This window comes from Humibacter ginsengisoli (genome assembly GCF_054780095.1).
Map to the genome: position 1 here is coordinate 364,180 of NZ_BAAGWZ010000002.1, position 23,060 is coordinate 387,239.

Here is a 23,060-nt window from a genome sequence, read left to right on the forward strand (position 1 = left end):
CATCGCTGGATAGGCGGTCATCCGATCCGCTCGACCACGAGCGGGCCGCGTCGCGGTGCGGCTCGGCCGGGGTCGATGTCCGCGATGTCCCAGGCACCCTCGAGCGCTTCGAGTGCCCGCTCGAAGCGCACCGGGTCGTCCGTGCCGAGTGTGAAGAGCGCGTCGCCTTCCGACACCCGGTCGCCGACCTGCGCGTGCAGGTCGATGCCGGCCGCGTGCAGCACGGGATCCTGCTGCCTGGCGCGTCCTGCGCCCAGCCGCCAGGCGGCGACGCCGAACGCGAGCGCGTCCTGCCGCGCCACGACACCGGACCGCTGCGCCGTGACCGTGTGCGTCTCCCTGGGGTGCGGCAGCGGGGCATCCGGGTCGCCGTCTTGCGCACGGATGAGCGCGCGCCAGGAATCCATGGCCCGGCCCGACTTCAACGCATCCTCGACGTCCGCATCGGGCTGGCCGACCAGGCGCAGCATCTCGCGGGCGAGAGCGAGCGTGAGCTCCACGATGTCTGCAGGTCCCCCGCCGGCAAGCACCTCGACAGACTCGCGCACCTCGTTCGCGTTGCCGATCGCCCTGCCCAGCGGCGCGTTCATGTCGGTGAGCAACGCGGAGGTGGCGACGCCCGCATCCTGTCCCAGTCCGACCATGGTTCGCGCCAGTTCGCGGGCCTTGTCGAGATCACGCATGAACGCACCAGCGCCGAACTTGACGTCGAGCACGAGCGAGCCGGTTCCCTCCGCGATCTTCTTGCTCATGATCGACGAGGCGATAAGTGGGATCGCCTCGACCGTTCCGGTGATGTCGCGCAGCGCGTACAGCTTCTTGTCGGCCGGCGCGAGACCGGCGCCAGCAGCGCAGATCGCGCCGCCGACGTCGCGGAGCTGGGCCATGAGTTCCTCATTGCTGAGGGATGCCCGCCACCCCGAGATGCTCTCCAGCTTGTCGAGCGTGCCGCCGGTGTGCCCGAGGCCACGGCCGGAGAGCTGCGGCACGGCGACGCCGAAGCATGCCACGAGCGGCACCAGCGGAAGGGTGATCTTGTCGCCGACACCGCCCGTGGAGTGCTTGTCCACGGTCGGCTTGCCGAGGTCGGCGAAGCTCATCCGCTCGCCGCTGGCGATCATGGCCAGTGTGAGATCGCGGATCTCGCGCCGCGACATCCCGTTCAGCAGCACGGCCATCGCCCATGCGGACATCTGCTCGTCGGCGACGAAGCCGCGCGTGTAGGCATCCACCAGCCAGTCGATCTCGGCGGTGGAGAGCTCGCCGTGATCGCGCTTGGCGCGTATGACGTCGACTGCGTCGAACCGCTCGCTCACTTCTGTACCACCTCTCCGGCATAGCCGTCGAGGCGCTGGCGTCGCGGCGACGGTCCACCGGACCGTCGCTCCAACCTCCAGCGCGCAGCGTCGAACCGCTCAGCCATGGAACTCCTCGAGGTCCCGGCGACCGAACGCATCCGGGATCACCTCGTCGATGGAGCGGATGCCCGACACGGTCTCCAGAAGCATGCCCGGCACCGAGTGCTCGTACAGCAGCTGACGGCACCGGCCGCACGGCATGATGACCTCACCCTCGCCGTTCACGCACGTGAACGCGACGAGCTGGCCGCCGCCGGTCATGTGCAGCATCGAGACGAGCGAGCACTCCGCGCACAGCGTGAGCCCGTAGCTCGCGTTCTCGACATTGCAGCCGGCGATCACGCGGCCATCCGTGGCGAGTGCCGCGGCCCCCACCGGGAAACGGGAGTACGGAACGTACGCGCTCCTCATGGCTTCTTCGGCCTCGGCGCGGAGCGCGCCCCAGTCGATATCGCCCGAGAAGGGCGTCGTATCGTCACTCATTGCTTCGTCACTCCTCGTGCCTCGTCGCTCACGACTTGATGTAGGGCTTTCCGGATGCCGCCGGCCCGCGCACGTATCCCACGAAGCCCGCGACCGCGAGGATCGTGACCACGTAGGGGAGCATCAGCAGGAACTCGCTCGGCACGGGCGATCCGACCGCCGCGAGCGTGTACTGCAGGTTGCTCGCGAAACCGAATAGCAGGGCGGCGAGGGTGGCGCGGATCGGATCCCAGCGGCCGAAGATGACGGCGGCGAGCGCGATATAGCCCTGGCCCCCCGTCATGTCCTGGCTGAACGAGCCGACCGACCCGAGCGTGAAGTACGCACCGCCGAGGCCGACGATGGCGCCGGCCAGCGAGACGTTCCAGAACCGAGTGCCCGTCACGTTGATGCCCACCGTGTCGGCGGCCTGCGGATGCTCGCCCACCGACCGCAGACGGAGCCCCCACCTGGTGTGGAACAGTCCGATGTAAACAGCGGCGACCGCGATGTACATCAGGTAAACGATGATCGACTGGTCGAAGAGCACAGGACCGATCACCGGGATCGCGCTCAACCCCGGAATCGGGATGGCCGGCAACAGCGGTGGATCGTTCAGGAGGCTCGCATCCTTCGCGAGCACCTGGCTGTAGAAGAAGTTCGTCAGGCCGAGCACGAGAACGTTGATGACGACGCCGACGATCACCTGATCGACGTAGTACTTGATCGCGAAGGCCGCGAGCACGAACGATACGAGCACGCCGGCGACGAGCGCCGCGAGCAGGCCGAGCCACAGCGAACGGGTCATGCTCGCCACGACCGCTCCGAGGAACGCACCGCCGAGCAGCTGACCCTCGATAGCGATGTTGACGACGCCGCTGCGTTCGGAGATGACCCCGCCGAGCGCGCCGAAGATGTACGGCACGCTCAGGCTGACCGTTCCGAGCAACAGGCTCGTGATCGGCAGCGGCCTGGAGTTGTCTCCGGCCGCCCAGGTGAGGAACGAGACGACGAACAAGAAGGAGAAGACCGCGGAGTACCACAACGGCACCCTGGCGAAGCGCACGAGGAGCCACCAGCTCGCAGCCGCCATCACCGCCAGGACCAGAGTGAGGATGATGCACGTCAGCGTGGTGGGAAGCACGAGCTCCGGCAGGCTCGGCGCGATCCGCCCTCCGGCGAACGTGAACGTTGTGTCACCGCCGCGGCGGAAAATCACGAAGAGCACGATCGCGAGCACGGTCACGACTGTGAGGATGATCGGCGTCTTGTAGCTGCGCACGACCTTCTTCTCGAGAACGATCGGAGACGCATCCGGGATCGTGTGGTCGACGGTGGTCGTCACTTCGCTGCCACCTCCTTCGGTGCCAGGGAGGCCGGCGTCGCCGGCGCCTTCTTCTGCGGCGGTCGCCTACCGGGAGTCGGAAGTCGGAAGATGGCACGCACCAGCGGCGGGGCTGCGATGAACAGCACGATGAGCGACTGCACGACGAGCACGATGTCGATCGGGATGCCGTTGGCGGCCTGCATGAGGAACCCGCCCGCCTTGAACGCGCCGAACAGCACGCCGGCGATGAAGATGCCGAGGGGACGGGAACGACCGAGCAGCGCGACGGTGATGGCGTCGAAACCGATGCCGGCGTCGATGGATGATCCGAAGCCACCGCTGGTCGTGCCAAGCACCTGGTCGACGGCGGCGAGTCCGACGAGGCCTCCGCCGATGACCATCGACCAGACGATGGCGGCGTTCACGCTGATTCCGGCGACCCTGGCCGCGTTCGGATTCTCGCCGACTGCGCGGAACTTGAATCCGAGGCTGGATCGCTCGAGCAGCCACCAGACGACGACGGTCGCTGCGATGGCGATCACGAAGCCCCAGTGCAGTTGGTATTGCGGCCCGAACAGCGGCGGGAGCACCGCGTTCGGCAGGATCGCGGGCGACTTCGGATTGTTCGATCCATGCGCCTGCAGCGCGCCGGGCGTGCGCAGAAGGTAGGAGATGAGGTAGAACGCGATCCAGTTGAGCATGATCGTGACGATCACCTCGTGCGCCCCGGTGCGTGCCTTGAGCACACCGGCTATCGCAGCCCAGAACGCTCCGCCGACGAAGCCGGCGGCGATCGCGACGATCAGGTGCAGCACCGGGGGCAGCTGGAACGACCAGCCGATCCACCCGCAGAACGCCGCGGCGATCAGCATCTGGCCCTGGCCGCCGATGTTGAAGATACCGGTACGGAACCCGAGCCCGACGCCGAGCCCTGCGACGATGAGCGGCGTCGCGTAGGTGAGCGTGTCCATGAACGGACGGATGCCCGCCGCGAACGTCGGCCGCCCGAAGTTGTAGATCGCTCCCTGGAAGAGCGAGGTGTACGCGCCGGAGACGACGTTCCAGATCGCCTGGAAGGTGTCGCCCGGACGGGCGAAGAAGTAGCCGGCGGCCTTCTGCACTCCCGGATCGGTGACCGCGATCAGGATGGCTCCGACGATGAGGGCGAGCACGACGGCAAGAATCGAGATGACGACGCTTCCCCCGACGATCTGTCGCAGCGCGTCGTTCCACCGGTTCGGCTGCTGGTCGTCGGGCGCAACCCGCGCACCCGTCTCGAGTGCGACATCCGCTCTGCCCGCGGCGTCCGCCGCGTTCTGGTCGCTCACGCGGCCTCTCCTCTCGACCCGGCGTCGTCGCTGGCGTCGTCCAGATCGCGCGGCGCGGGCGGAGGCTCGTGCGGAGCATCCGGATGCTCGCCCGCCATCATGATGCCGAGCGTCTCACGATCGGTCCCGGCAGGGACGATGCCCACGATGCCGCCCCGGTACATGACCGCGATCCGGTCGGCGAGGGCGTCGACCTCGTCGAGTTCGGTGGAGACGACGATGACCGGGATGCCGGAGTCGCGAGCCTCCACGATGCGCTTGTGCACGAATTCGATCGATCCCACGTCGAGACCTCTGGTCGGTTGCGCGGCGACGAGCAGACGCAAGTCGCGGCTCAGTTCGCGAGCGAGCACCACCTTCTGCTGGTTGCCGCCGGACAACGTGCCGACCGGGGTATCGATGCCCTGCGCCCGCACGTCGAACTCACGCACCTTCTCGGCGGCGAACCTGGCGCGGTAGCCGAGCTGGAGCCCGCCGCCCTTGACGAACGGCGCGGAGTCGGAACGGTCGAGCATGAGGTTCTCGGCGATCGAGAACCCGCCGACCAGGCCGTCCTCGTTGCGGTCCTCTGGCACGAAGCCGACTCCGGCCTCCAGTACCTTGCGCACGCCCTCTCCGCTGATCGTCTTGCCGTCCAGAACGATCTCGCCCTCGACGTGTTCCTGCAGTCCGAGCAGCGCCTCGGTCAACTCGGTCTGGCCGTTGCCCTGCACACCCGCGATGGCGAGTATCTCGCCGGCGCGCACCTCGAAGTCGACGTCATTGACCACGAGCTGGCCGAGATGGTCGACGACCGTGAGGCCGCGAACCTGCAGAGCGGCCACGCCCGGCTTCGCCGCCTCCTTCTGCACCTTCAGCTCCACGGCCCGGCCGACCATGAGCGAGGCGAGCTCCGCGTTGCTGGCAGTCGGGGATGCCTCGCCCACCACCTTGCCGAGCCGCACGACCGTGATGCGGTCGGCGACCTCGCGCACCTCGCGGAGCTTGTGGGTGATGAAGACGATGGCGGTGCCCGCGTCTCTCAGCTGCCTCATGATGGCCATGAGCTCGTCGGTCTCCTGCGGAGTCAGCACCGCAGTCGGCTCATCGAAGACCAGCACCTTCGCGTCACGGGAGAGCGCCTTGATGATCTCCACACGCTGCTGCACGCCGACCGGCAGGTTCTCGATGAGCGCGTCCGGGTCGACGTCGAAACCGAACCGCGACGAGATCTCCTGCACGCGCGTGCGAGCTTCCTTGTGGTTGAGGAAGCCCGCGAAACCGGTGCTCTCGTTGCCCAGCATCACGTTCTCGGCGACGGTGAACACCGGGATGAGCATGAAGTGCTGATGCACCATGCCGATGCCGGCCTTCATCGCGTCGCCCGGTCCGTCGAAGTGCTGCACGACGTCGTCCAGGAGGATCTCGCCCTCGTCGGCCTGCAGCAGACCGTAGAGCACGTTCATCAACGTGGACTTGCCCGCGCCGTTCTCGCCGAGGATGCAGTGGATCTCACCCGGCTCGACGGTGAGCGAGATGTGATCGTTGGCGGTGAGGGAGCCGAATCGCTTCGTGATGCCGCGAAGTTCGAGCTTCATGGGGTCAATCTACCTTTCGGGGGTCGCTCCGTTGCGACCGCAAGAACGGCGCTCCCTCGGTGCCGGGATGCGACGTAAGCGCCGGGAGGGCCTCGTTATCGAGGCCCTCCCGGCCTGGCTGACGAAGGTGCTGATCAGGACTTCGGCGACGCCGGCGAGGTGACCTTGATCGAACCATCGATGATGCCGGACTTGATCTTGTCCAGTTCGGACTTCAGGTTCGGGTCGACCTTCGACGCGAAATCGTGGAACGGTGCGAGGCCAACGCCGTCGTTCTTCAGGGTTCCGACGTAAGGAGCGTTCGAGAACTTGCCGGCGGCGGACTGCTCGATCACGGCAGACGTCGACGGCTTGATGCCCTTCATGACCGAGGTCAGCAGGATCGAGCGCACGCTCGGGTCGGTGTTGTAGACATCCGCGTCGACGCCGAGCATGGCAATGCTCTTGCCGGAGCTGTTCGCCTCGTCGATCGCCTGTGCGGCCGACTGATAGATCGGACCGCCGACCGGCAGGATCACGTCGGCGTTCTGGTCGATGATGCCCTGCGCGACCTGCTTCGCCGTGTCGTTGGCGTCGAATCCACCGGTGAAGGAGCCCTTCTGGCTGTCGACGTTCCAGCCGACGACCTGGACGTTCTTGCCCTTCTGCTGGTTGAAGTATTTGACTCCGTCGACGAAGCCGTCCATGAAGATGGTCACGGTCGGGATCTGCATGCCGCCGAACGTGCCGACGACTCCGGTCTTGGAGTAGCTGGCCGCCGCGTAGCCGCCGAGGAACGCTGCCTGCGCCGTGTTGAAGATGATCGACTTCACGTTCGGGGCGGTGAACTCGTTGTCGTCGATGATCGCGAAGTCGGTGCTGGTGTTCGCCGCAGCGGCCTTCTTCGTGGCATCGGAGAGGTTGAAACCGACGGTGATGATCAGGTTGCAGTTCTGGTCGATCATGCTGTTGATGTTCGGCGCATAGTCGCTGGCGGTCTTCGACTCCGCCTTCTTGTACGTGGTGCCGAGCTTCTTAGCGGTGTCGACCAGTCCCTCGTAGCCGAGCTGGTTGAACGAGTGGTCGTTGAACCCGCCGTTGTCCGAGACCATGCAAGGCAGGAACTTGGATGCCGCCTTCGTCGTGCTGCTCGACGACGGCGCCTGACCGCAGCCGGCCAGGAGGGCGAGCGCGCTGGCTGCGGCGAGTCCCGCGAGCGCTACCTTGCGTACTTTGAATGTCACGTTGTCCTCCACGTAGAAGAAGATGCGCGGGCGCGCGAGACGCCGCCCAAGCGACGTTACTCAACGTTACGAACGCCTTGGATTCCGGTATGGAGTTCCTGCCGTCGCCGTTATCATCTTGTTTCTTTTGAGCAGCGACAGCCAATCTGATGCTCAAAAGTGCACGCCGTGCCGCTACAGGACCTCGGTCGAACCGGTCAGGCGCAGCGCCTCCACCACCGATTTCACGCGCTGCGCGTTCTCGCTGGTCGTCACCAGCAAGGCATCCGGGGTGTCGACGACGACCACGTTCTGGATGCCGATCAGGCTGATCACGCGGCCGGTCTGGCTGACGACGATGCCGCTGGAGGCATCCGAGAGAACACGGGCGTTCTCACCGAGGATGGCCAGGTCGGTCGCCCGGCCGCCGCTGTTCAGCTTGGCGAGGGAGGCGAAGTCGCCCACGTCGTCCCACGCGAAGTGACCGGGGATGACGGCCAGCTTGCCCGCCGCGGCGGCAGGTTCTGCAACCGAGTAGTCGATCGCGATCTTCTTCAAGCCGGGCCAGATGCGGTCGACGGCCGGTCCGCGCGTGGCCGGGTCGTCCCAGGCCTCGGCCAGCTCGAGCAATCCCGCCAGGAGTTCCGGCTGCGACGAGCCGATCTGATCGAGCAGCGCCGACGCCTTCGCGATGAACATGCTCGCGTTCCAGAGGTAGTCGCCGCTCTTCAGGTACTTCGTGGCCGTCTTCAGGTTCGGCTTCTCGACGAACGAGATCACCTGCCGGGTCGATGTGGCGCCCTCGATCTTGAGCGGCTCGCCGACGTGGATGTAGCCGAAGCCGATCGCGGGTTCGGTCGGCGTGATGCCGATGGTGGTGATGTATCCGGCTCGGGCCGACTTGACCGCCTCGATGACGGCAGCCCGGAACAGCGGCTCGTTGCCGATCACGTGGTCGGCGGCGAACGAGCCGATGATCACGCCGGGCTCCCGCCGCTCAAGGATGGCCGCGGCGAGCCCGATGGCCGCGGTGTTCTCACGCGGCTCGCTCTCCAGCACGATGTTCGCGTCGGCGAGCGCGGGGATCTGCCCCTCGACCGCGGCGCGGTGCGCTCGGCCGGTGACGACCATGACCCGCTGTGCGCCGCTCAACGGCGCGAGCCGGTCCCACGTGGCTCGCAGCAACGTCGAGCCCGAACCGGTGAGGTCGTGCAGGAACTTCGGCGCGTCGGCGCGGGACAGCGGCCAGAGCCGAGACCCGACACCGCCGGCGGGAATGATGCAGTAGAAGTCCTGCAGGGGCAGCGCGCTCATGCCTCTCAGGATAGGTGTGCGGCGGAGCTGTCAGCTGAGCAGGTCCGCTGCCGCCTCCACGAATCGGATGTGATCGTCGACCGAATCGGACGGCGCGATCACCCGCAGAACGACCTCGTCGACCGCGTCCCGGTAGCGACCGATGCGATCACCGAACGTGTAGGCGTCCAGCACGGTGTCCTGCGCACGGATGCCCAACCGCTCGAAGTTCGCCGCGTACGCCGGATATCCGGCGTATCGACCGGCTTCCTCTGCCAGGCGGTCATCGGCCGACGCATCGAGGGCGGTGCGCACATAGAGCGCGACGCGGCATCCGGATGCTCCGTTCGCCGCCGCGGACGACCGTGCGGTCGACGCCTGCTCGGCCGCGACCTCGGGCGTCAGCCAGCTCAGCAGGACGCCGTCGCCCCGCTCCGCTCCGAGCCGTCGCATCTTCGGCCCGAGGGCCCCGACCAGCACGGGAGCCCGGGTTCCCTCGCGGAGTTCGGCGACCGCGGTTTCCACCAGGAAGAGCGCGCCGTTCCGCGCCGCGCCGGCGCCGATCCCGAGCACCAGTCGATCCTCGGGGAGCTGCAGCCGCTTCACCGCGCCGACGACCTCGTCGGGATGCCTGCGGTCGACAGGGATGACGCCGGTTGCGAGCGTGAGCCGGCTCGTGGCATCCGCTGCCGCCGCCAGCGCCGCCAGCGAGTCGCCGCCGGGGGTGTCGTTCACCCAGAGCGACCGGAAGCCGCAGCGTTCGACGACCGGTGCGAGCCGCGCAAGCGCCTCGGGACCGAGCGTGCCGGCGACGCCGATGGAGACATCCGCAAGAGCCATGTCCCCATTGTGCCGACGGTGCCGCCGTTCCGGCGCTTGAGTCCCTCCGGTTCAAGTCGCGAAGTCGGTCGTTATGAGCGCTTATAACGACCGACTTCGCGACTTGAACCGGTCGGGTCGGCGCTGACCGCGGTGGTCGGTGGATAACCCGGGTGGGCGAGCAGGCATTCGGCCATGGTGGAGCGATGAGGACCCGAGGCGCGCTTCCAGACGGCATCGCGGCGGAGTTCAGCGTCGCGCAGGCGGTGCGTGCCGGAGCGTCCCTCAGGCGCCTGCGCGGGTCGGACCTGTCACGGCCGTTCTACGGAGTACGGAGTCTGATTCAGGACGACCCACAGGAGGAGGAACTCGACCCTTATGCCTTGCAGAGGCGAGCACGGCTCGCTCGTGCCAGGCAGTACCTGCCGCTCATGCGGCCACGACACTTCTTCAGCCACCAGACCGCGGCGTCGGCTTACGGCGCTCCCCTGCCGTTGGTCTTCACCGAGTTCGGCGACCCTGCCGACGGATGCGACCTCGACCTCCATGTCAGTGTGCTCGGCTCGGGTCCGGTGCCACGGACGCAGGGAATCGTGCGCCACCGCGCTCAGCCGAAGATGGCGACCATTCGCGAAGTGGACGGTCTGCCGGTTTCATCACCCGCGACCACATGGGCGAGCCTCGGCACTCTCGGCCTCCGAGACCTCATCGCCCTCGGGGACTACTTCTGCCGGGTCTGGCGCCCGGGGATCGGGCGACCGGACGTGGGCAAGGCACCGCTGACGACACTCGACCAGCTCCGGGCAGCGGCTGCAGCCGGACGTCGCAGAGGCGCTGCGAACCTCAGGGAGGCGCTCACGTTCATACGCCTCGACTCCTGGTCGCCCCGGGAGTCGGCGGTGCGCTTCGAACTCGTTCGCGCCGGTCTTCCCGAGCCGGAGCTGAACGCCGACGTCTTTGATGCGTCCGGAAGGTTCCTCGGCTGCGTCGACATGGTCTACCGGGAGAAGAAGGTTGCCATCGAGTACCTCGGGATGCTGCATGGAGCATCCTGGGCGCGCGACGTCGAGCGCCTCGCAGCGTTGCGCGCCGCCGGCTGGGAGGTCATTGAGGTGACGGCACCGCTCCTGGCGAAGCCCGCCGAACTCGTGGACCGGGTGCGCCGCGCGCTGGCGCGTTGACCGAACCAGCACCGCTTCCCGGTTCAAGTCGCGAAGTCGGTCGTTATGAGCGCTCATAACGACCGACTTCGCGACTTGAACGGATGGATGCGCCGCCGGCGACCGCCGGCGGCGGGGGAAAGTGTCTCGACGTCGAGACAGTTAGGCTGGCCTTAGGAGCGAGGCGGCGGACGCGGGACGTAAACTGACTGCGCGCCGGATCCGCGGGCATCCATGCCGCGAGAAGCGCTCGCAAGCTACCTACCAGGGAGGGTTGTCCGTGTCGGCAGAAACGGCAGACACTCTCGAGCCGACCACTCATCGGCCCGGGGGAACGCTGTATCGGGGTCGGGAAGGCATGTGGTCGTGGGTGCTGCACCGCATCACCGGCGTGGCCATCTTCTTCTTCCTGCTGGTGCACATCCTCGACTCGGTCGTGCTCAACATCAGCCCCCAGGCCTACAACGCCGTCATCGGCACGTACAAGAACCCGATCATGGGCCTCGGTGAGACCGCGCTCGTCGCGGCGATCGCGTTCCACGCGCTGAACGGCATCCGCATCATCCTGATCGACTTCTGGAGCAAGGGCGCCAAATACCAGCGGTTCATGTTCTGGACCGTCATCGTGCTGTGGGTCATCCTCATGATCGGCTTCGTGCCCGTTCAACTGCACAACGTCTTCACCGAGGGGGCCGCGTCGTGACCACCATCGAGGCTCCCCGCTCCCCGTCCCGTCCCGTGCGCTCGAAGGGCGTGAACTGGGAGAAATGGGGATGGGTGTACATGCGCGTCTCGGGCGTGCTGCTCGTCGTGCTCATCTTCGGGCACCTCATCGTCAACCTCGTGCTCGGTCAGGGCATCAAGGCGGTCGACTTCGCGTTCGTCGCCGGCAAGTGGGCCGACCCGTTCTGGCAGGTCTGGGACGGCCTGATGCTGTGGCTGGCGCTCATCCACGGCGGCAACGGCATGCGCACGCTCGTCAACGACTACGCGCGCGGCAAGACCGTGAACCGCACGCTCAAGGTGCTGATCCTGCTCGCGGTCATCGTTCTGATCGTGCTGGGCACGTACACGGTGACGGTCTTCAACCCGTGCCCGAGCGGCACGCCCGCGCACCTGCTGCCGCAGTTCTGCTCGACCATCACCAAGTAAGCCCGCGACGGCGCAAGAGAACCGAAAGCTACGGACATCCACGTGACTGAACAGATCGCAGACGGAGCCGTGATCGACGGCGTGCACTACCACCAGTTCGACATCGTCATCGTCGGCGCCGGAGGCGGAGGCATGCGCGCGGCCATCGAGGCCGGGCCGCACGCGAAGACGGCCGTCATCTCCAAGCTCTACCCCACCCGGTCGCACACCGGCGCTGCGCAGGGCGGCATGGCCGCCGCGCTGTCGAACGTGGAGGAAGACAACTGGGAGTGGCACACCTACGACACCGTCAAGGGCGGTGACTACCTCGTCGATCAGGATGCCGCCGAGATCCTCGCGAAGGAGGCCATCGACGCGGTCATCGACCTCGAGAACATGGGCCTGCCCTTCAACCGCACACCCGAAGGCAAGATCGACCAGCGTCGCTTCGGCGGTCACACCCGCGACCACGGCAAGGCCGCCGTACGCCGCGCGTGCTACGCCGCAGACCGCACCGGGCACATGATCCTGCAGACGCTGTTCCAGAACTGCGTCAAGCTCGGCATCAACTTCTTCAACGAGTTCTACGTGCTCGACCTCGTCATGAACGAGGTCGACGGCAAGCGCCGTCCGGCCGGTGTCGTCGCGTACGAGCTCGCCACCGGAGAGCTGCACGTGTTCCAGTCGAAGGCCGTGATCTTCGCGACCGGTGGTTTCGGCAAGATCTACAAGACGACATCCAACGCGCACACGCTCACCGGCGACGGTGTCGGCATCATCTGGCGCAAGCGGCTGCCGCTGGAAGACATGGAGTTCTTCCAGTTCCACCCGACCGGGCTGTACGGTCTGGGCATCCTGCTCACCGAGGGCGCTCGCGGCGAGGGCGCGATCCTTCGCAACGCCTCTGGCGAGCGGTTCATGGAGCGGTACGCCCCCACCATCAAAGACCTCGCGCCGCGCGACATCGTCGCCCGGAGCATGGTGCAGGAGGTGCTCGAGGGCCGAGGCGCCGGGCCGCACAAGGACTACGTGCTGCTGGACTGCACGCACCTCGGTGCCGAGGTGCTGGAGACGAAGCTGCCCGACATCACCGAGTTCGCCCGCACCTACCTGGGCGTGGACCCGGTCGTCGAGCCGGTCCCCGTCATGCCGACCGCCCACTACGCGATGGGCGGCATCCCGACCAACAACAACGCCGAGGTGCTCGCCGACAACACCACAGTGGTGCCCGGTCTCTACGCCGCGGGCGAATGTGCGTGCGTGTCTGTGCACGGATCCAACCGCCTCGGCACGAACTCGCTGCTGGACATCAACGTGTTCGGAAAGCGCAGCGGCCGCAACGCGGTCGAGTACGTGAAGACGGCCGACTTCGTTCCGCTTCCGGATGACCCGGCCGCCGACGTGCGGAACATGCTCGAGGGCCTGCGGAACTCCAGCGGGACCGAGCGGATCGGAGCCATCCGCAAGGAGCTCCAGGACCAGATGGACCGCAACGCGCAGGTCTTCCGCACCGACGAGACGCTGGCCACGGTGACCGAGACCATCCACGGCCTGCGTGAGCGCTACCGGAACGTGCAGGTACAAGACAAGGGCAAGCGGTTCAACACCGACCTGCTCGAGGCCGTGGAGCTCGGATTCCTGCTCGACCTCGCCGAGGTCGTCGTGTTCTCTGCCCGCAACCGCAAGGAGAGCCGCGGCGGTCACATGCGCGACGACTTCCCGAAGCGCGATGACGAGAACTACATGAAGCACACCATGGCCTACCTCACCGGCGACCCGCACTCGTCGAACGCGGCAGACCACATCAAGCTCGACTGGAAACCCGTCGTCGTGACGCGCTACCAGCCGATGGAGAGGAAGTACTGATGTCCACCGCCGTGGCCGACGCCTCGACCGACGCGCCCGAGAAGGTACAGGCATCCGACTCGTCCGACGCAATCAAGTCGTTCATCGTGACGCTGATCGTGCGGCGCTTCGACCCTGACGTGGACACCGAGCCGCACTGGCAGGACTTCGACGTCGAGGTGTATCCGACCGACCGCGTGCTCGACGCACTGCACAAGATCAAGTGGGAGCAGGACGGCTCGCTCACGTTCCGCCGCTCCTGCGCGCACGGTGTGTGCGGGTCGGATGCCATGCGCATCAACGGCCGCAACCGGCTCGCCTGCAAGACCCTGATCAAAGACCTCGACGTTCAGAAGCCGATCTACGTCGAGGCCATCAAGGGACTCCCGCTGGAGAAGGACCTCGTCGTCGACATGGAGCCGTTCTTCGCTTCCTACCGCGAGGTGCAGCCGTTCCTGCAGGCCAACTCGGCTCCGCCGGAGGGCAAGGAGCGCATCCAGTCCGTCGCCGACCGGGCGCGCTTCGACGACACCACGAAGTGCATCCTCTGCGCGGCGTGCACGTCGTCGTGCCCGGTGTTCTGGACCGACGGGCAGTATTTCGGTCCGGCCGCGATCGTGAACGCACACCGCTTCATCTTCGACTCGCGCGACGACGCCGCGCAGGTGCGCCTCGACATCCTCAACGACAAAGAAGGCGTGTGGCGCTGCCGCACTACCTTCAACTGCACGGATGCCTGCCCCCGCGGCATCCAGGTGACGCAGGCGATCGCCGAGGTGAAGCAGGCGATCATGCGCGGGAAGCGCTGAGCGGCAGCCCGCAGTACCTGAAACTCAGTACCTGAAGCTCAGCGTGGGCGCCTCGTCGGCGCGGAATGCCGCATCGAAGCGCTGGGCCGCGCCCGGCGTGAGCTCGGTCACGCGTCCGGCACGGGCGAGCGTCGAGGTGCGCCACGCGCCGAGGTAGAGCGCTGAGAGCGTCGCGACATCCATGCTGAGGTCGGGTGCGGCATCCGTCTGCTCGACGGCCGCCGAGCCGTCGGCCTGCACATCGACACGGTACGTGCCGGACGCGAAGCCGAGGCGGTCCTCGATGCGGAGGGCCAGCCATCCTGGGCGGCCGTAACGTCGTGCCTCGAGCGCGGTCTTCACGTCGAGGATGCGCAGCCAGTGGTGGTCGCGGAGCACAACGGTCGCGGCCCGCTGGTCGCGGATCATCCACAGCACCGGCTCGTCAGCGGTTGCGATCTCGTTCTTGACCGTGCCGACGAGGTCGAGTTCGAGGAGGAAGCGCCAGAGCGCCGCGTACGCCTCGTCGGTCGCCGCACGCAGGTAGCGGATGTCGACCGTGTGGTTCGCGAAGTCGCTGCTGTCGGCCTTGAGCGAGTACACGACGAAGCCCTGTGGCACGCCGTGCTCGTCGTCGTAGCGCACCGCTCGCAGCGAAGCGCTCTTCTTGTCGCGGTCGCCCAGGATTCCCGCACGCTGACCCCAGATGAAGTCGTCGAGCGTCATCTCGCCCGGGGTCTTCAGCCGGGCGCGCTCGAAGACGTCGCGGCAGGTGTCGGCGATCGTCTGCAACGACACGAACGCGAGCCGGCCGGCCGATGCCTGCCGATGCGCCCACCCTGCACGCCGCGTGTCGATCGTGAGGTCGGCCGTCTGCGTGGCCGGTCCGAATCCGTAGCGCTCATAGATGGTCGCCTCCGACACCGTGAGCGAGGCCATCGGAACTCCGGCCGCCGCCGCGATGCGCAGTTCTCCCTCGAGCATCGCGCGGGCGACGCCGCGGCGGCGATGCGTCGGGGCAACGGTGACGGAGCTGACCGCCCAGGAAGGCAGCACCGCGCCGCCGGGCACCGTGAGATCGCCGACCCACGTGGAGACCGTCGCGACCGGAACGTCAGACTCCAGGATGCCGTCGTCCCACACGCCCACGATGCGGCGGTACGCCGTGTGCCGCACGTGCTCGTCGACCGTCTCCGGCTCCGGGCGACGGTCGTGGAACCCTCGGTAGTCGGCCTCGTCCCACGCGGCGAGCGCGGCGTGGTCGCTGCCGTCGACGAGTCCGAGACGAAGGCCCTCGGCGCGCAATGCGTCAGCGGAGGTGCGGTCGAGGGGCTGTTGCTTGGCGTCCATCGATCCAGACTATGGGCGAGATGGTCAGGCGAGGGCCTCGGCGACGACGGCACGGGCATCCGCTGCGCTCGTCTGCGCCAGTGTGCGTGCGGCCAGATCGCGGGCCTGCTCGAGGGTGACCTTGGCGAGCGTGGCCCGCACGTCGGCGAGCGCGCCGGGCGACATGGAGAGGTCTTCTGCGCCGAGCCCGACCAGCACGACGGCCATCAGCGGGTCGGATGCTGCCTCACCGCACACGCCGACGGGCGTGCCCGATGCGCGGCCGGCATCCCCGATCATCTTGATCAGGCGGAGCACGGCGGGATGCCAGGGATTCTGGTATTGCGCGACGGATCCGAGCATCCGGTCGGCGGCCAGCGCGTACTGCGTGAGGTCGTTCGTGCCGATGCTGACGAAGTCGCACAGGGGCACGAGCTGGTCGGCGAGCACCGCCGCGGAGGGGACCTCTACCGTGATGCCCACTGTGCTCAGTTCGAGTGAGCGGGCGAGCTCCACGAAGTAGGCCGTTTCGGCGACGTCCGCGACCATCGGTGCCATCACCCACAGGTCGGCGCCGGTGTCTTCCTGGGCGCCGGCGAGCGCCGCGAGCTGGTCGCGCAGCACGCCCTCGTGCTCTCGCAGGGCACGGATGCCGCGACGCCCGAGCGCGGGATTCTCCTCGTGCGTGTGTCCGAGGAAGGCGAGCTGCTTGTCGGCGCCGGCATCCAGCACACGCACCACGACCTTGCGACCCCGGAACGCGGCCATGAGGTCGCGGTAGCGGGACCGCTGGAGGTCGACGGGCGGCGCTTTGCGGGCATCCAGGTAGAGGAACTCGGTGCGGAACAGTCCGACGCCCTCGGCTCCGAGCGCGACGGCCGGCGCGGCCTCTTCCGGGGCGCCGACGTTGGCCAGGAGCGGAACGGGCGTGCCGTCCGCCAGCGCGCCGGGGGTCAGAGGGCGGGGGGCCGCGACGGTGCCGCCCCGCTCCGCGGCGGCGGCGACGGACTGCTCATCCGGATCGATCACCACCCGGCCGTGTTCGGCGTCGACGATCACCGTCTGGCCGTTGACGATGGCGTCGCTGCCCGCGGCTCCGACGACGGCGACGAGGTTCTTGTTGCGGGCGAGGATGGCCGTGTGCGACGAGTTGCTGCCGTCGCGTGTGACTACCCCGAGCACCCTGCTGAGGTCGAGAGTCGCCGTGTCGGCCGGCGCGAGGTCGTGCGCCACGAGCACGAACGGTGCGTCAGAGCGCGGCACCGTGGGGAGGGCGACTCCGCGCAGCCTCGCGATCACACGCCTGGCGACGTCGCGCACGTCGGCACCGCGAGCCGCAGGGTTCTCGCCCAGGCCCTCGAGCACCTTCGCGTACTCCTCGTAGGCCTCGAACACGGCGCGTTCGGCGGTCTTGCCGTCGCCGATCCGCTGCCGGATGTCATCCACCACCGCCGGATCCTGCGCCATCAGCGACTGTGCCTCGAGGATCTCCTCGGCGTCACCGCCTGCCTGGTGCCCGAGCTCGACGAGTTCGTCCGTCACCGCCTCCAACGAGGAGACGACCCGGCGGTATTCGTCGGATGCCTCCGCGTGAGACTCCACGTCGTCGGGCTCGCCGATCGGGTCCGGCATGCGCAGGGCGGGGCCGACGGCGACGCCGTGGCCAACGCCGATGCCCGCGATCTGGATCGACACGGGTCCCAGCCTATGCCGCGCGCGGTCGAGCTATAAGCGACGATCCGGTGGATCGTCGCCGCTCGCTCCCATCGCCGACCTTCGATCGCCCATAGGCTGAGGCCGTGGCGCGGCGGAACGCGAAGTCGACGGATGCTCCGCCCGGGGGACGCGGGACGGGCGCGGGAGCCGGGGCACAGGCATCCGTTGTCGCTCATCCGGATCCAGCCGAGCACCGCCGCATCGAACGGCTCCGCGCGGAGGCCCAGCACGAGCGGGAACAACTCACGGAACGGCTGGAGGAGTTCGCCGACCCGCTGCGCGACAGGTTGGCCAGGCCCGTGCGGAAGGTCAACCGCTGGTGGCGCTGGGTCACGGCGCTGAAGCCGTACCGGGTGTGGATCCAGTTCTCGCACAACGACGGCAATCTCCGCACGGCGGGCATGTCGTACCAGTCGCTGTTCGCGATCTTCGCCGCACTCTGGGTGGGCTTCTCGATCGCCGGATACTGGCTCACGAGCAACACGGACCTCTTCCGGGCGCTCGTGAAGATCATCAACGAGGCCGTGCCAGGCCTGATCGGGACCGACGGCCACGAGGGCGTGATCAGCCAGGATGCGCTTCAATCGCTCGGTACGACCTTCGGCTGGACGAGCATCATCGCGCTCATCGGCCTGCTCTGGACCGCGATCGCCTGGCTGTACTACACCCGCCAGGCCGTGCGGGCGATGTTCGACCTCGAGCGCGACGAACGCAACTACGCCCTGCAGAAGATCACCGACCTCGGCCTGGCGATCGTGTTCGGTGTGGTGCTCATCGTTTCGGCATCCATCACCCTGATCACCACCGAGGCGATCACGTTCGTGCTCGGCCTGTTCGGCATCGACAGCGGCTTCTGGCCGAACTTCTTCGCCCGGGCAGTCGGCTTCGCGGTCTCGATCGCACTGAACTATTTCGTGCTCGTGGCGATGTACCGCGTGCTCTCCCGCGTGGTCATCCCGTGGCGGTTCCTCGTGCTCGGTCCGCTGCTCGGTGCTGTCGCGCTCAGCGGTCTCAGCGTTCTGGGCGGCCTGCTGATCGGCGGCGTCACCCGCAATCCGTTGCTGGCGACGTTCGCCGTGTTCGTCGGGCTCTTGCTGTGGTTCAACATGATCTGCCGGATGATCTTGCTCGCCGCGGCATGGATCGCTGTCGGGATGTCCGACCACCGCATCGAGCCGCGCAGACGCACGCCGGAGCAGCTCGCCTATGAGAAGGCGCTGGCCGAACGGTCGGCGAGGCTGCTGGTCGCCCAGACCCGGGTGGAGGATGCCGAGCGGAAGGCTGCGAGGGCTCGTGGACTGGCCAAGTGGTTCGCGAACCGGGAGGTGCGCGACGCACACCAACGGCTGGAAGACGTCGCCCGCGAACCCGCGCCGACGCCGCCGAAGAAGCGCAGCTGGTGGATGGAAGCCGTCGTCGGCGAGGCGGAGCGGTCGGAGGCCGGCAACCACCACCGCACGAAGGATGTCGGCGGCCCCGGCTAATCTTTTACGCATGCCTTCCCGCCGCACGCTCCGCATTGCCACGGTCAACGTCAACGGCATCCGAGCCGCATTCCGGCGCGGAATGGGCGCGTGGCTCGACAAGCGCGGTGTGGACATCCTCGCTCTGCAGGAGGTGCGCGCCTCCACTGACGACCTGACCGGCCTGCTCGGTGAGGAGTGGGATGTGCTGCACGATGCGGCCACCGCGAAGGGGCGAGCCGGGGTTGCGCTGGCGAGCCGCGGCAAGGCATCCATTCACCGTGTCGAGCTCGGCGACGAGGACTTCGACACCGCCGGGCGCTGGCTCGAGGCGGACTACGAGGTCGACGGAAGCATCGTCACGGTGGTGAGCGCATACGTGCCCTCCGGAGAGGCGGGCACCGAGAAGCAGGTCTACAAGTACCGATTCCTCGACGCGATGGATGCCCGCATGAAGGCACTGCCCGAGCACAACGAACTGGCCGCCGTGATGGGCGACCTCAACATCGGCCACCGCACCCTCGACATCAAGAACTGGAAGGGCAACGTGAAACGCGCCGGGTTCCTGCCGGAGGAGCGCGCGTACCTTGACAAGATCCTCGGTGCGGAAGACGACGAGCACTACAACGACGGCGCCGGGTACGGCTGGGTCGACGTCGGCCGCAAGTGGGCCGGTGAGGTCGACGGCCCGTACAGCTGGTGGACCTGGCGTGGCCAGGCGTTCGACAACGACACCGGGTGGCGCATCGACTACCAGCTCGCGACGCCGAAGCTCGCCGGCAAGGTCGTGGACTACCACGTCGACCGGGCGCCGTCGTACGCGGAACGATGGTCGGATCACACCCCCGTCGTCGTCGACTACGCGCTCTGAAGACAGCACCACACGTAAGGAACCCATGAGCAAGCCACGCCTTTTCTCCGGCATCCAACCGTCGAGCGATTCGTTGCACCTCGGCAACTACATCGGCGCGCTGTTGCAGTGGCGTGAGCTGCAGAACAGCCACGACGCGTTCTTCTGCGTCGTCGACCTGCATGCCATCACGGTGCCGCAGGACCCGAAGGAACTGGCGGAGAAGACCCGGCGCACGGCCGCTCAGTACATCGCCGCCGGCATCGACCCGACGGCTTCGACGCTGTTCGTGCAGTCGCACGTGCCCGCGCACGCCGAACTCGCCTGGGTGCTGAACACCATCACGGGGTTCGGTGAGGCCGGGCGCATGACGCAGTTCAAAGACAAGTCGTCGCGGTACGGCGCGGACTCGACCAGCGTCGGCCTGTTCACGTACCCGGTGCTGATGGCTGCGGACATCCTGCTCTACGACGCCGTGGACGTGCCGGTGGGCGACGACCAGCGGCAGCACGTCGAGCTCACCCGTGACCTGGCGGAGCGCTTCAACTCGCGATTCGGTGAGACATTCGTGGTGCCGCGGGCGATCATCCAGAAGGACACCGCCCGCATCTACGATCTGCAGAGTCCGACGTCGAAGATGTCGAAATCGTCCGATTCGGTGGCTGGGCTCATCCTGCTGCTCGACGAGCCGAGTGTCACGCGCAAGAAGATCATGCGCGCGGTGACCGATACGGACTCCGTCGTGCGCTTCGACCGGGAGGAGAAGCCCGGCGTCTCCAACCTCCTGGCGATCTACGCGGCGCTCAGCGAACAGAGCATCGAGGCGGTCGCGAACGAGTACGACGGGCGCGGCTACGGCGACCTGAAGAAGGGGCTCGCGGAGGTCGTGATCGGCGAGTTCGAGCCGGTACGTGCGCGCGCTCTCGAGCTGCTCGGCGACCCGGCGGAGCTGGACCGACTGCTGGCGGCGAACGCACAGCGGGCATCCGAGGTTGCCGAGGCGACACTGGCGAAGGCGTACGAGCGGGTCGGATTCCTGCGTCGCGTGCGGCTCTGACGAGACGGATGTCTGCTGCGACGAGCACCCGTGCCGTGCTCTTCGACCTCGACGACACGCTGTTCGCGCACAGAGACGCGGTGGAGCGCGGTCTGCTGGCGTATGTGCGCGGGCTCGGGCATCCGTACGATGCGTCGGACGCCGACGCCGAGACCGCGTTCTGGCGCCGCCTCGAGGAGCAGCACTACCACCGGTATCTCGGCGGCGAGCTCAGCCACGAGGAGCAGCGGCGGGCGAGGGCGCGGGAGTATGCGGCGCGGCACGGCGTGACGCTCACGCCGGAGGCGGCCGCTGCATGGTTCTCGGACTACTTCGAGCACTACACGGACGAGTGGGGCCTGTTCGACGACGCGCTCCCCTGCCTCGACTCCCTTCGTGCCCGGTTGCCCGGTGTGCGTCTCGGTATCGTCACGAACGGCGAGCTGGACTACCAGCTGCGCAAGATCGACGCGATCGGCATCCGGGATCGATTCGATGCGATCGTGGCTTCGGGCGACGTAGGCATCACGAAGCCGGACGTGCGCATCTTCCAGCTGGCTTGTACCCGGCTCGAAGTGGAGCCGGAGCAGGCCGCGTATGTGGGCGACCGGCTCGGCACCGATGCGATCGGCGCGGCCCGCGCGGGCCTCACCGGCGTGTGGATCGATCGGTATGGCGCCGAGGTGTCCGAGTCCGAACACGCAGCGGCCGAGCAGCTCGGCGTAGCGCGCATCACCGGCCTCCCGGCGTTGCCCGCCGCGCTGCACCTCTGACGGATCATCTGCCCGTCCTATTCCCGCATTCGCATCGCGTCCTCAGGTTCGTAACTCCTGCGAATTGGTCTGGGCACTGCGATTCGCGTCCTGGATATCCGGATCTGGCGGAAGGCAAGGCCATTCTGCAGGAGTTACGAACCCAGCAGAGGGCCGGCGTCGGGCGAATCGGCAATTCGGCTACCGCTTCAGCAGGGCGACCAAGCGTTCGATGGCTGCGCTCACCAGCTCAGGCTGCTCCATCGTGTGCTGGTACGCCGGCCTGAGCGACGCGTAGCCGAGACGCGCCGCTTGAAGGTCTCGCTCACGGTCTCGTACATGTAGCGACCAGCCGTCATGATGAGCACGGCTGTCCGCTTCGAGTACGAGCACGTCTTCGACCACGATGTCGACCCGGCCAAGGCCGTCCAAGTGAACTTGAATCTCGTAGCGCAGCCCAAGGCCCTCGACGATGAGACGCAAGACAGTTTCCTTTCCTGCTTCGGCAAGGGGATTGAGTCGTGATCGCATCCACGCGTAGCGCTGCGGCAGCCGAGCGAATAGCTCGGCGATCGCGTCCTCATCGATCAGGCCGAGGTGCCATGCGTTGTCGATCGATGCGATCGCGAGGGACGACTTCTGACAGCGAACGACGTGTGCAAGAGCATCGAGAAGCCCTACGCGATGATCGTCGCCTGCCGTGGAGACTATGAGCGGCTGCCAGTGCAGAACAGCTCCGCCGCGGTTCTCCTTCGTCAGTCGCTGACGTTTCTCGGCGGGCGCCCGTAGCCGACTCGCGGCTCGGCTCAGGTGGACGTGCGGTGCACGAGGTTCCACCGCAAAAACACCATAGCTCCTGAGCGCCGAGACACAGGTGAGCCGGCCGCCTATGCGAACCGCTGAACGGCCGTCCGCGTCAAGCGATGGAAGGCAATAGTGATCGCGCCGAGGCCGGCGTAGAGCGCCGCCGCGAACGGCGGCGGTCAGCGAGCGACTGGTCGCACCCAAGCCGATGAGTTCTGCTCGACTCAGCACGTCTCGGCCCGTCATTCGGAACGCGTCATCCCAACCCATCGCGCCAGCTTTGACGGGCGAACGACATGGTGGCTCGCGACGAAGCAGAACTGTGAAAACAACCGCCGGAGATACCGCTGGGGAGGACAAGAGTAAGCGACCCGCGCGATGCGCCCACGCCATCCCACCGTTCGTAACTCCTGCAGATCGTCGACTGCACAGGCGCAGACTCGCCAGTTGCCGCCTCCTTGCCCACAATCTGCAGGAGTTACGAACCGGTGGACTGGGCGAGCCGGCGAGTGACCCCCGGGTCGGTTGGGCCCGGGCGACGGCGCCCGCCCCGCGTCGCCGCGAGACGTGGGAATACGGCGGTCGAGCACGCGTTGGTAGCATGTAGGCAGTGCTCCGGGGTCGGTGAGAGTCCGAACCGGCGGTGAAAGTCCGCGAGCCGAGGCGTCAGTCGTTGTGTGAAAGCAACAGCGGGCGGCGAGGTTGAGCCGGTGGAATCCCGGCACCGACGGTGATGGCGCTTTGAGCTTCGGCTGCTTCGGCAGTGGAAGCCCAATGCGACAGAGTCCGGATGGGAGGCAGCACACGCACGGTTGCGTCA

20 protein-coding genes and 1 riboswitch are annotated in these 23,060 nt (G+C 67.3%); of the genes, 9 read left to right on the forward strand and 11 right to left on the reverse strand.

Annotation, left to right across the window (positions count from 1 at the left end; translation table 11 throughout):
• Positions 1 to 17: 17 nt before the first annotated feature.
• From ACYVI5_RS04050 to ACYVI5_RS04085, 8 genes are all read right to left on the reverse strand, one after another.
• Entirely contained in the window at positions 18 to 1,316 is a 1,299-nt protein-coding gene (locus tag ACYVI5_RS04050; protein WP_460579096.1) for a thymidine phosphorylase, read from the reverse strand.
• Between the two features lie 99 nt (positions 1,317 to 1,415).
• A complete protein-coding gene (locus tag ACYVI5_RS04055; RefSeq protein WP_460579097.1) occupies positions 1,416 to 1,841 on the reverse strand; it encodes a cytidine deaminase in 426 nt (141 codons plus the stop codon).
• A 28-nt stretch (positions 1,842 to 1,869) separates the two neighbouring features.
• Positions 1,870 to 3,165 (reverse strand): ABC transporter permease, encoded by a 1,296-nt coding sequence (locus ACYVI5_RS04060; protein WP_460579098.1) that lies wholly within the window; start codon positions 3,163 to 3,165, stop codon positions 1,870 to 1,872.
• Positions 3,162 to 4,475 carry an ABC transporter permease gene (locus ACYVI5_RS04065; RefSeq protein WP_460579099.1) on the reverse strand — a complete coding sequence of 438 codons (1,314 nt, stop codon included), beginning with the start codon at positions 4,473 to 4,475 and terminating at the stop codon, positions 3,162 to 3,164. Before ACYVI5_RS04065 ends, ACYVI5_RS04060 begins: the two co-directional genes overlap by 4 nt.
• Entirely contained in the window at positions 4,472 to 6,052 is a 1,581-nt protein-coding gene (locus ACYVI5_RS04070) for an ABC transporter ATP-binding protein (RefSeq protein WP_460579100.1), read from the reverse strand. The genes ACYVI5_RS04065 and ACYVI5_RS04070 overlap by 4 nt, the downstream gene beginning before the upstream one ends.
• Positions 6,053 to 6,186: 134 nt before the next feature.
• The gene (locus tag ACYVI5_RS04075; RefSeq protein WP_460579101.1) at positions 6,187 to 7,275 is read right to left on the reverse strand and encodes a BMP family lipoprotein; all 1,089 of its coding nucleotides are present in this window, start codon (positions 7,273 to 7,275) and stop codon (positions 6,187 to 6,189) included.
• Positions 7,276 to 7,449: 174 nt separating this feature from the next.
• Complete coding sequence (locus ACYVI5_RS04080; protein WP_460579102.1) at positions 7,450 to 8,568, reverse strand: mannose-1-phosphate guanylyltransferase; 1,119 nt, start codon at positions 8,566 to 8,568, stop codon at positions 7,450 to 7,452.
• A 30-nt stretch (positions 8,569 to 8,598) separates the two neighbouring features.
• Entirely contained in the window at positions 8,599 to 9,387 is a 789-nt protein-coding gene (locus tag ACYVI5_RS04085) for an LLM class oxidoreductase (protein ID WP_460579103.1), read from the reverse strand.
• A 185-nt stretch (positions 9,388 to 9,572) separates the two neighbouring features.
• On the opposite strand from ACYVI5_RS04085, the gene ACYVI5_RS04090 reads away from it, so the two are divergent.
• From ACYVI5_RS04090 to ACYVI5_RS04110, 5 genes are all read left to right on the forward strand, one after another.
• Positions 9,573 to 10,547: an endonuclease domain-containing protein gene (locus tag ACYVI5_RS04090; protein WP_460579104.1), complete on the forward strand. Its 975-nt coding sequence runs from the start codon at positions 9,573 to 9,575 to the stop codon at positions 10,545 to 10,547.
• Between the two features lie 259 nt (positions 10,548 to 10,806).
• Positions 10,807 to 11,229, forward strand: coding sequence for a succinate dehydrogenase, cytochrome b556 subunit (sdhC, locus tag ACYVI5_RS04095; RefSeq protein ID WP_460530826.1), 423 nt, complete (start codon positions 10,807 to 10,809; stop codon positions 11,227 to 11,229).
• Positions 11,226 to 11,678: a succinate dehydrogenase hydrophobic membrane anchor subunit gene (locus tag ACYVI5_RS04100; RefSeq protein ID WP_460530823.1), complete on the forward strand. Its 453-nt coding sequence runs from the start codon at positions 11,226 to 11,228 to the stop codon at positions 11,676 to 11,678. The genes sdhC and ACYVI5_RS04100 overlap by 4 nt, the downstream gene beginning before the upstream one ends.
• A gap of 42 nt (positions 11,679 to 11,720) precedes the next feature.
• The gene (gene sdhA / locus ACYVI5_RS04105) at positions 11,721 to 13,523 is read left to right on the forward strand and encodes a succinate dehydrogenase flavoprotein subunit (RefSeq protein WP_460579105.1); all 1,803 of its coding nucleotides are present in this window, start codon (positions 11,721 to 11,723) and stop codon (positions 13,521 to 13,523) included.
• Positions 13,523 to 14,311 (forward strand): succinate dehydrogenase iron-sulfur subunit, encoded by a 789-nt coding sequence (locus tag ACYVI5_RS04110; protein ID WP_460579106.1) that lies wholly within the window; start codon positions 13,523 to 13,525, stop codon positions 14,309 to 14,311. Before sdhA ends, ACYVI5_RS04110 begins: the two co-directional genes overlap by 1 nt.
• Positions 14,312 to 14,335: 24 nt before the next feature.
• On the opposite strand, the gene ACYVI5_RS04115 is transcribed toward ACYVI5_RS04110, so the two are convergent.
• Together ACYVI5_RS04115 and ptsP are read right to left on the reverse strand one after the other, a co-directional pair.
• Positions 14,336 to 15,640 carry a putative GNAT family N-acetyltransferase gene (locus ACYVI5_RS04115; RefSeq protein WP_460579107.1) on the reverse strand — a complete coding sequence of 435 codons (1,305 nt, stop codon included), beginning with the start codon at positions 15,638 to 15,640 and terminating at the stop codon, positions 14,336 to 14,338.
• Between the two features lie 24 nt (positions 15,641 to 15,664).
• Positions 15,665 to 17,308 (reverse strand): phosphoenolpyruvate--protein phosphotransferase, encoded by a 1,644-nt coding sequence (gene ptsP, locus ACYVI5_RS04120; protein WP_460579220.1) that lies wholly within the window; start codon positions 17,306 to 17,308, stop codon positions 15,665 to 15,667.
• Positions 17,309 to 17,418: 110 nt separating this feature from the next.
• Between ptsP and ACYVI5_RS04125 the strand changes: the two genes are divergently transcribed.
• The 4 genes from ACYVI5_RS04125 to ACYVI5_RS04140 are packed head-to-tail and all read left to right on the forward strand — an operon-like array spanning position 17,419 to position 21,457.
• Positions 17,419 to 18,819 carry a YihY/virulence factor BrkB family protein gene (locus tag ACYVI5_RS04125; protein ID WP_460579108.1) on the forward strand — a complete coding sequence of 467 codons (1,401 nt, stop codon included), beginning with the start codon at positions 17,419 to 17,421 and terminating at the stop codon, positions 18,817 to 18,819.
• 10 nt (positions 18,820 to 18,829) lie between these two features.
• Positions 18,830 to 19,669, forward strand: coding sequence for an exonuclease/endonuclease/phosphatase family protein (locus ACYVI5_RS04130; protein WP_460579109.1), 840 nt, complete (start codon positions 18,830 to 18,832; stop codon positions 19,667 to 19,669).
• Positions 19,670 to 19,694: 25 nt separating this feature from the next.
• Entirely contained in the window at positions 19,695 to 20,705 is a 1,011-nt protein-coding gene (gene trpS / locus ACYVI5_RS04135) for a tryptophan--tRNA ligase (RefSeq protein ID WP_460579110.1), read from the forward strand.
• 8 nt (positions 20,706 to 20,713) lie between these two features.
• Positions 20,714 to 21,457 carry an HAD family hydrolase gene (locus ACYVI5_RS04140; protein WP_460579111.1) on the forward strand — a complete coding sequence of 248 codons (744 nt, stop codon included), beginning with the start codon at positions 20,714 to 20,716 and terminating at the stop codon, positions 21,455 to 21,457.
• Positions 21,458 to 21,637: 180 nt separating this feature from the next.
• Here ACYVI5_RS04140 and ACYVI5_RS04145 read toward each other — a convergent pair whose 3' ends face one another.
• Entirely contained in the window at positions 21,638 to 22,633 is a 996-nt protein-coding gene (locus ACYVI5_RS04145; protein ID WP_460579112.1) for a hypothetical protein, read from the reverse strand.
• Positions 22,634 to 22,848: 215 nt separating this feature from the next.
• Positions 22,849 to 23,046: riboswitch (FMN riboswitch) on the forward strand.
• Positions 23,047 to 23,060: the final 14 nt, after the last annotated feature.